Origin of the sequence: Rhodococcus coprophilus NBRC 100603, from assembly GCF_001895045.1 — a bacterium.
Taxonomy (GTDB): domain Bacteria; phylum Actinomycetota; class Actinomycetes; order Mycobacteriales; family Mycobacteriaceae; genus Rhodococcus; species Rhodococcus coprophilus.
This window is the reverse complement of sequence record NZ_BDAM01000010.1, coordinates 142,249-150,544: the sequence shown is the minus strand read 5'-3', so window position 1 is coordinate 150,544 and position 8,296 is coordinate 142,249. Positions and strand designations below refer to the sequence as shown.

Here is an 8,296-nt window from a genome sequence, read left to right as displayed (position 1 = left end):
CTCGTGTTGCGGTGGTGCCTACTTGCGGCCGGGGGGCCGGATGCCACCCTTGATCTGCAGGCCGCCCGGCTTCGCCTTCGGCGGCGGCGGGATATCCGCTGCCGGAGCCTTCGGCTCGGCCGATTCGGAGGCTGCGGTGGTAGCCGGGGCTTCCTGTTCGGACGCAGCGTCCTGTGCGGGCACGGCTTCCGGTTCCGGCGCAGCGTCGGCCTCGGGAGCAGCTTCGTCGGCGACAGGCTCGGAAGCCTTCGGAGCCGCGGGGGTCGCCGTCTTCTTGGCGCCCGGTCCCTTCAGACCGCTCTTGAGCTGGAGCCCACCCGGCTTCGCCTTCGGGATCGACGCCTCCTTCGGCTCCTCGGCCGGTGCCTCGGTCGCTGGTACCTCAGCGGCCGGTGCTTCCGTGGCGGGTGCTTCCGTGGCGGGTTCCTTCGGAGCCGCGGGTGCCGCTGTCTTCTTGGCGCCCGGTCCCTTCAGACCTGTCTTGAGTTGCAGTCCGCCCGGCTTGGCCTTCGGGACGGCCGTGGTGGCCGAAGCGTCCGACGCAGGCGCCTGTGCCTCGGGTGCCTGCTCGGCCGGAGCCTCTGTCCCCGAGTCCGGCGCCTTGGCCGCCGCGGGGGCCGCCGTCTTCTTGGCGCCGGGGCCCTTGAGGCCGCCCTTCATCTGGAGTCCGCCCGGCTTCGCCTTCGGGACCGCGGGCGTATCCGCGGAGGATGTCTCCGCTGCGGGAGCATCGGCTGCCGGGGCGTCGGCCTTCGAGGAGGCTGCGGGGGCCGCCGTCTTCTTGGCGCCGGGGCCCTTGAGGCCGCCCTTCATCTGAAGTCCGCCCGGCTTGGCCTTCGGCGCCGCGGATGCTTCGGGTGCCGGTTCCTCGGCCGCCGGTGCCGCTGCTGCGGGGGCCGCCGTCTTCTTGGCGCCCGGGCCCTTCAGACCGCCCTTCATCTGCAGACCGCCGGCCTTCGGAGCACCGGTGGTCTTCGGAGCCGCAGGTGCCGCGGCTGCCGCCTCGACCTCCTCGACGCGCTCCTTCTCGACCTCTTCGGCGGTCTCTTCGGCCTCGGCCGCAGTCTTCGGCTGCCGGACGACCTTGAGGTTGTCGCTGAGCTTCGCGGCCTCGACGCGCGAGATCGACTCGAGCATGAGCTGCGCGACGTCGACGACCTCGACGCCCTCGCCCTTGCCCTCTTCCTGACGTGCGGTGACACCGTCGGTGAGCATGACGCGGCAGAACGGGCAACCCGTCGCGATCTTGGCGGGGTTGGTGGTGAGTGCCTCGTCGACGCGATCGATGTTGATGCGCTTACCGATGCGCTCTTCCATCCACATGCGGGCACCACCGGCACCACAGCACATGGAACGTTCGCCGTGACGCGGCATCTCGACGAGCTTCGCGCCCGACGCTTCCATCAGCTCACGCGGTGCGTTGTACACCTTGTTGTGGCGTCCGAGGAAGCACGGGTCGTGGTAGGTGACGTCCTGGCTGACGGGCGCGACCTGCACGAGCTTCTTCGCACGGACCAGCCGGTTGAGCAGCTGCGTGTGGTGAACCACCTCGTAGGAGCCGCCCACCTGCGGGTACTCGTTGTTGAGGGTGTTGAAGCAGTGCGCACAGGTGACGACGATCTTGCGCTTGCTCTGCTCGACGCCGTCGAAGACTCCGTTGAGGGTCTCGATGTTCTGCTGGGCCAGCTGCTGGAACAGGAACTCGTTGCCCGCGCGGCGAGCCGAGTCACCGCTGCAGGTCTCGTCGGCACCGAGCACCATGAACTTCACGCCTGCGGTCGCCAGCAACTCGGCGACGGCCTTCGTGGTCTTCTTCGCACGGTCCTCGTAGGCACCGGCGCAGCCGACCCAGAACAGGTAGTCGTACCCCTCGAAGCTGTCCGCATCCTGGCCGAAGACCGGGATGTCGAATTCCATCTCGTTGATCCAGTTGAGACGGTCCTTGGCGTTCTGGCCCCAGGGGTTGCCCTTGTTCTCGAGGTTCTTGAACAGGCCCGCGAGCTCGGACGGGAAGTCCGACTCGATGAGCACCTGGTAGCGGCGCATGTCGATGATGTGGTCGACGTGCTCGATATCGACCGGGCACTGCTCGACGCACGCACCACAGTTGGTGCAGCTCCACAGGGTTTCGGTGTCGATGACCGGCGCGAGTTCGCCGGCGTCGACCATTGCCTCGGTGTCACCGACGAGCTTGCGCTCGGCTTCGCTGCGAGCCGCCGCCGGAATCTTGGCGAGCGCGGCCTCGTCGGCATTGCCCTCCGAGTCGACGAGACCGATCTCGTCTCCGCCGATGTCCTTGCGGCCACCGGCCAGCAGGTACGGGGCCTTGGCGTTGCCATGGTCGCGCAGCGACGTGATGAGCAGCTTGGGCGACAGGGGCTTACCGGTGTTCCAGGCAGGGCACTGCGACTGGCAGCGACCGCATTCGGTGCACGTCGTGAAGTCGAGCCAGCCCTTCCAGGAGAAGTCCTCGATGTTTCCGGCGCCGAACGTATCGGTGTCGGGGTCGGCATCTTCCATGTCGACGGGCTTGCCCTTGGACATCATCGGCTTCGCTGCGCCGAGCGCGACGCCACCGTCGTCTTCACGCTTGAAGTAGATGTTGAAGAACGCCGAGAAGCGGTGCCACGCGACACCCCATGTGATGTTGCGGCCGACGATGTAGAGCCACACCATGCCGGACATCAACTTGACGAATGCGAACACCGCCACGAGTTCGGGGCTCGCGGGGAGGATTCGCGCGACCTGCATCGTGAAGAAGTCGGTGGAGAGGTGACCTCCGCCGTAGGTGGCGATCTTGCCGGCCTTCACGAGGATCATGCCGAGGCCCTCGAGGAGGACGACGGCCTCGACGAAGTACGCGGCCTTGAAGTTGGAGCCGCTGAACCGCGACAACCGGCCGGGCTGACGCGGGTGGTTGAGCTGGCGGATGACGATCAGCGTGAGGATGCCGACCACGGTGCCGATGCCCAGAATCTCGTCGATGAAGTGGTAGACGGCTGTGTTGCCGATGATGGGCCAGTGGAAGGTCGGGTCGAAGGTCTGGCCGTAGGCCTCGAACCAGACGATCGCACCGAGCAGGAATCCGACCATCACCAGCCAGTGCGCCCAGCCGACGGTACGGAACTTGGTCATCTTCGTGTGCGCGATGAATTCGACGAGCATCTGCTTGAAGCGCGGGAAGAAGGGCCGCCACCGATCCGGGGCCGGCTGACCCACTCGGATGGTCTTGACCATCGTCCACGCACCGCTGATGAACGCGAACCAACACACGAGGCTGAGCAGCACGCCGATCGTGCCCAACGTGATCGTCAGGGCATTCATACGTGGCCTTTCGTGTCGGGGGCAGCACCGAGCCGCCTGGTATAAGCCACCGCATCGTAACGCAGGATAAGTTACTGGCTGGTAACTTAGGCGGAGTCGCGAATATGTTACTAGCCGGTAACTGGGTTCGTGCAGCGGGGATGTGTGTGCCCGGCCACGTTAATGGTTAAACCTTTCGCCTCATCCAGCCAGGCTGCCCTAACTGGCTCCGGTCCGGAGTCTCGTGCGGGGTCGCGGTCCGATGCCGAATCGTGACGGTATGCAAAAACTCGCATCACGAATGTGAATGTGATGTCGGTTATGATTCGGTCCGGACGTGGCATCCGGGCAATTGGTTCACCGTCGGGGGGTCTGTGCATGCCACGCGAACAGGGAAAATGGGGGCGTCCCTAAGGGGTGTGCGCCATGTCACAGAATGGACACAAATGAGGCTCAAGAAGCTTGCCGTCGTTGCGACGATGACTGCCGCCGCAATGGGGGTCGCGGCCGGTACTTCCTACGCAGCTCCGGCCGCTCCGTCGGCTGAAGACAAGATCAACTACGAGGTTCGTCCGGAGGGCGAGTCGGTCGTGACCGTCATCGACACCGGCTCGTTCAAGATCTCCGGAGACGGGGAGAGTGTCGAACTCCAGGACAACGACGGCCGTGCGGTCATCAGCCTGCCGCTCGCTGTGCAGCTCGGAGATCTCCAGCTGCCGTTCGAGCGCGAAATCAGCGAAGACGGCAAGACCCTGACCCTTACTCCGGTCCTCGACCCGGCCAAGGCCAATCCGGTCGAGCCCGAAGACACGGTCGCGATGGGGATCACGCCTGTCGGCCTCAAGCTCTCGGATGTCGCGTCGCCGGACGAGAACCTCAAGGCCCAGCAGAACTTCGTGTCGCAGCTGGGTATGGCGACCGCGATCGGCACCGTCGCAGGCGCGATCATCGGGTGTGTCGTGGGAGCCATCCCCGGGAGCATCGTTCCGGGTGCCGGCACGATCCTCGGGTGCGCGGCCGGTGCAGGCGTCGGCGGCACTATCGGAGCCTTCGTCGCAGGCGGTCCGACAGCAGTCATCGCCGGTATCGCAGTCGTCGAGACGCTTCTGGCGGCTCCCGGCACCAGCGAGTGGGCGAAGTAGCACTCTGCACGCAGGGCAGCGGCCCCGTCACCCTCATCGGTGGCGGGGCCGTTTTCTGTCATTGTGGGAGAGACGGCGTGAGAGGCGGTGGCGAGGGGACGGTCGACAGCCGTCCGTCGTGGACTTCGGCGACTCGGTCGGCGGCACCGAGGAGCGAGCGGTCGTGCGTGACGAGAACTGTGGCGGTGTGCCGCTCACGGGACAACCGGGTGACCAGTTCGACGATCTCCTCGCCGCGCTCCTGATCGAGGGCGCTCGTCGGTTCGTCGACCAGAAGCACATTCGGCTCGTTCATCAGGGCGCGCGCGATGTTGACCCGCTGCCGCTGGCCACCGGACAACGCATGCGGTCGGCGGTCGGCGTGATCCGCCATGCCGACCGATTCGAGCAACGACATCGCTCGGGACCTCGCCTCGCGGGTCGAGCGCCCGTCGATCCAGGCCATCACCTGCAGTTGCTCGACAGCCGTGAGCGACGGTACGAGGTTCGACTGCTGGAAGACGATGCCGATCGTGCGCCGCCGCAGTTCCGCGAGACGAGCGCGAGACAGGCCGGATGTGGCGACGCCGTCGATCACGACCGTTCCGGAGTCAGGAGCGATCAGGGTGGCGGCCACCGCGAGCAGACTCGATTTACCGGAGCCGGACGGGCCGACCACTGCGGTGACGGTGCCGGCGGGCACATCGAGCGTGACGTTGTCCAGGGCGAGCACACGGTCGTCGCCGTCGGCGTAGGTGAGGGAGACATCGGTCAGGATCAGACTCATCGGGCACTTCCCAGAGCGGTGAGGGGGTCGACGGAGGTGATACGGCGAACAGCGATCGCCGCGCCGAGGGAACCCAGCACGATCATCACCGCCGCCGGTATCAGGAGGGTGGCCGGCGTCAGTGCGAACGGAACGGACCCGGACAACGCCGCACCGGCAGCGGCCGCCAGCGCAGTGCCGAGGGCGGTACCAGCGGTGAGCACGACGAGGGCTTGCCCGAGGGCATCTCGGACGAGGCGGCCGGTGGAGGCCCCCAATGCCTCGAGCACGGCGATGTCACCGCTGCGCTGGATGGTCCACACGGTGAAGAAGGCGCCGATCACGAGCGCGGAGATGGCGAACAGGAATCCACGCATCAACTGGAGCGAGCCGTTCTCCGAGGCGTAGGAGCCGATGGCGGACAGCGACGCGCTCTTCGAGACCGTCGTCGTCCCCGCGAGACGGTCGGCGGCGGTGGCGTCGAAATCCGCAGTGGTGCGGAGCGCGACGAACGTGGCGGTCCGCTCCGTGCCGGTACCGGTGGGCGGCGCGATCTGTCCCCACGTGCCGAGATCGATCCAGATCACCGGAAGGTGACCGAAGGATTCGTCGCCGTGCACTGCGCCGACCGTCAGATCATGTCCTGCCAACGTGATCGCGTCGCCCGGCCTTACGCCGAGACTTTCGGCGACGGGCGCGGTCAACACCGCGGTGTCCTCGCCCTCCGGTGCGCCGCCCTGGACGAGCGGCGAACCGGGCCGGACGCCGAAAGTCGACACCGTGAGGCTCGACTCCCCGGCGGCCGCCTTGTTGGTGGAGATCCCCACCGGCTCGGCGCTGCTCACGCCCGCGGTGGCGGCCACGCGGCTCCACTGGCTTTCGGTGACGACCGACTCGGCGTACGACAGGTCCTGTCCGTCCGCGGGGGTATCGAACGCGATGTGGTCGGCGGGCAGGGCTGTGATCGCGCTGGTGTTCTGACGGCCGAGACCGGCGGTGAGGCCGGACAGCAATCCGACCAGCAGGGTGATCAATACGACGACGGATCCCATCAGGGCGAATCTGCCCTTGGCGAATCTCAGGTCTCTCCAGGCAACGAACACGGCGTGGGCTGCTTTCTGATCGGGAACGGTGTGCTCTCCACTCTTGCTGCGAGGGAGCGGAAGGACATCGGGCAGGAGAGAGGACTTTGCAGGCCGAAGGAGACGCGCCGGGTTGTATCTTTCGGTGGATGTGCAGGCCGCTGCGCGCCCGTACGCTCGACTGAAGTGAATACGTTGACCCCTACCGTCCGCTTCCTGGCGTGGTGCCTGCATCTGCTCGTCGCCGGGCTGCTTGCACTCGCCGTGGTTCGAGCATTCGCGGATTCGGCACCCGACGCGGGCCTCGTCGCGGTCGTGGCGGCGATCACAGCGGTGACCTATGGTCTCGGACCCCTGCTGCCCGCCGTCGGCCGGTCCTACACCGGAGCCGTCTTATGGCTCAGCGCGGTGGGGGCGGCGTGGCTGGTGCTCCTGACGCTCTCGGCGGAGGCAGTCTGGCTGGCGTTCCCTCTCTATTTCGTGCAACTGCACCTGTTGCCCCGGCGCAGCGGGCTCGTTGCGGTACTGCTCACCACCGCCGCGGCCGTCGTCGGCTTTTCGATCCACCAGGGTGCTTTCAGCCCGGCCACCGCCATCGGGCCGTCACTGGGCGCCGCGGTGGCGGTGGCGGTGGTGTGGAGCTACCAGGCGTTGTACCGGGAGAGCGAGCAACGCCGGATGCTCATCGACGAACTCACCGCCACGCGCGCGGATCTCGCCGCCGCCCAGCGCAGTGCCGGGGTTCTCGAAGAACGCGAACGGCTCGCCCGAGAGATCCACGACACCCTGGCGCAAGGGCTTTCGAGTATCCAGCTCCTGCTGCGCGCCGCCGAGCGGGCACTCCCCGAACGAGTTGACGTCGCCGCCGGATATGTCGGCCGCGCGCGCTCGGTCGCTGTGGACAACCTCGGAGAAGCGCGACGCTTCGTGGCGGCGCTCGCTCCGCCGGCTCTGGACGGCACCACGCTGGCGGGCGCGCTGGAGCGACTGTGCGCAACGACGACCGACAGGCATCACATCGACGCCCGATTCCACCTACGCGGCGCCCCGATCGGTCTCCCGGCCGAGTACGAAGTCGCATTGCTCCGGGTGGCTCAATCAGCGCTCGCCAACACCACCCGTCACTCTCGGGCAACCGGTGTCGATGTGACCCTCGACTTCGGGGACGACCGCGTAGCGGTGGACATCGTCGACGACGGTGTGGGCTTCGATCCCGGCTCGGCGCCCGAACCCGCGCCCGAGAGCGGTTTCGGGCTGCCGGCGATGCGCGCCCGAGTGGACGACCTGGGAGGTACGTTCACCGTGCGATCCGGCGACGGCGAGGGGACCTCGATCATCGCTGTTCTTCCGCTTCCCTCCGAATCGTCTTCCGAGAGGCATCCGTGAGCACCGACCCGATCCGCGTACTGCTCGCCGACGACCACCCTGTCGTCCGGGCTGGCCTGCGCGCAGTCCTCGAGACGGAACCGGGAATCGAGGTCGTCGCCGAGGCGGCGACCGCCGAGGACGCGGTGGCCCGGGCGACCGCTTCCGACGTCGACGTGGTGGTGATGGACCTGCAGTTCGGACGGGGAAGGATGTCGGGTGCTGCCGCGACGGCCGCCATCACCGCCCGTCCCGGGGCTCCGCACGTCGTGATCGTCACCACCTATGGCACCGACGCAGACACACTGCCCGCGATCGAGGCCGGTGCCACCGGTTATCTGCTCAAGGACGCGCCTCCGGAGGAGTTGGCGGCCGCGATCCGTACCGCCGCATCGGGTCGCACGACTCTCGCTCCGGCAGTCGCGGATCGGCTCGTCCATCGGCTCCGCGCTCCCGGTACCTCGTTGACCGGACGTGAGGTCGAAGTTCTCGGCCTGGTCGCGGAAGGGTTGTCGAACCACCGCATCGCGCAGCGACTGCACCTCACCGAGGGCACGGTGAAATCCCATCTCGCACGCATCTATTCCAAGCTGGGGGTCGATTCGCGAACGGCTGCCGTGGCGTCGGCCACCGAACTCGGATACATCCGTCGCTGACAG

Annotated in this window: 6 protein-coding genes; 3 read left to right on the top strand and 3 right to left on the bottom strand. The window is 67.2% G+C overall.

Translation table 11 applies throughout. From position 1 onward, the window contains the following. Window positions 1-18: 18 nt before the first annotated feature. Complete coding sequence (locus RDCOP1_RS17300; protein ID WP_072703107.1) at window positions 19-3,324, bottom strand: (Fe-S)-binding protein; 3,306 nt, start codon at window positions 3,322-3,324, stop codon at window positions 19-21. A 425-nt stretch (window positions 3,325-3,749) separates the two neighbouring features. On the opposite strand from RDCOP1_RS17300, the gene RDCOP1_RS17295 reads away from it, so the two are divergent. Beyond that, on the top strand, window positions 3,750-4,445 hold the full coding sequence (locus RDCOP1_RS17295) for a DUF8020 domain-containing protein (protein WP_072703104.1): 696 nt from the start codon (window positions 3,750-3,752) through the stop codon (window positions 4,443-4,445). Window positions 4,446-4,503: 58 nt separating this feature from the next. Here the strand turns inward: RDCOP1_RS17295 and RDCOP1_RS17290 are convergent, their stop codons facing one another. Then, on the bottom strand, window positions 4,504-5,211 hold the full coding sequence (locus RDCOP1_RS17290; RefSeq protein ID WP_072703101.1) for an ABC transporter ATP-binding protein: 708 nt from the start codon (window positions 5,209-5,211) through the stop codon (window positions 4,504-4,506). After that, window positions 5,208-6,293, bottom strand: a complete 1,086-nt coding sequence (locus RDCOP1_RS17285; protein WP_072703098.1) for an ABC transporter permease — start codon at window positions 6,291-6,293, stop codon at window positions 5,208-5,210. The genes RDCOP1_RS17290 and RDCOP1_RS17285 overlap by 4 nt, the downstream gene beginning before the upstream one ends. A gap of 165 nt (window positions 6,294-6,458) precedes the next feature. On the opposite strand from RDCOP1_RS17285, the gene RDCOP1_RS17280 reads away from it, so the two are divergent. Together RDCOP1_RS17280 and RDCOP1_RS17275 are read left to right on the top strand one after the other, a co-directional pair. Continuing rightward, entirely contained in the window at window positions 6,459-7,658 is a 1,200-nt protein-coding gene (locus RDCOP1_RS17280) for a sensor histidine kinase (protein ID WP_072703095.1), read from the top strand. Then, the gene (locus tag RDCOP1_RS17275) at window positions 7,655-8,293 is read left to right on the top strand and encodes a response regulator (protein WP_072703092.1); all 639 of its coding nucleotides are present in this window, start codon (window positions 7,655-7,657) and stop codon (window positions 8,291-8,293) included. Before RDCOP1_RS17280 ends, RDCOP1_RS17275 begins: the two co-directional genes overlap by 4 nt. Window positions 8,294-8,296 lie beyond the last annotated feature (3 nt).

Bases quoted from the DNA above. Each gene is read 5' to 3' on its own strand.
- RDCOP1_RS17290 (WP_072703101.1), bottom strand. From the start codon at position 5,211: ATGAGTCTGATCCTGACCGATGTCTCCCTCACCTACGCCGACGGCGAC.
- RDCOP1_RS17295 (WP_072703104.1), top strand. From the start codon at position 3,750: ATGAGGCTCAAGAAGCTTGCCGTCGTTGCGACGATGACTGCCGCCGCA.
- RDCOP1_RS17300 (WP_072703107.1), bottom strand. From the start codon at position 3,324: ATGAATGCCCTGACGATCACGTTGGGCACGATCGGCGTGCTGCTCAGC.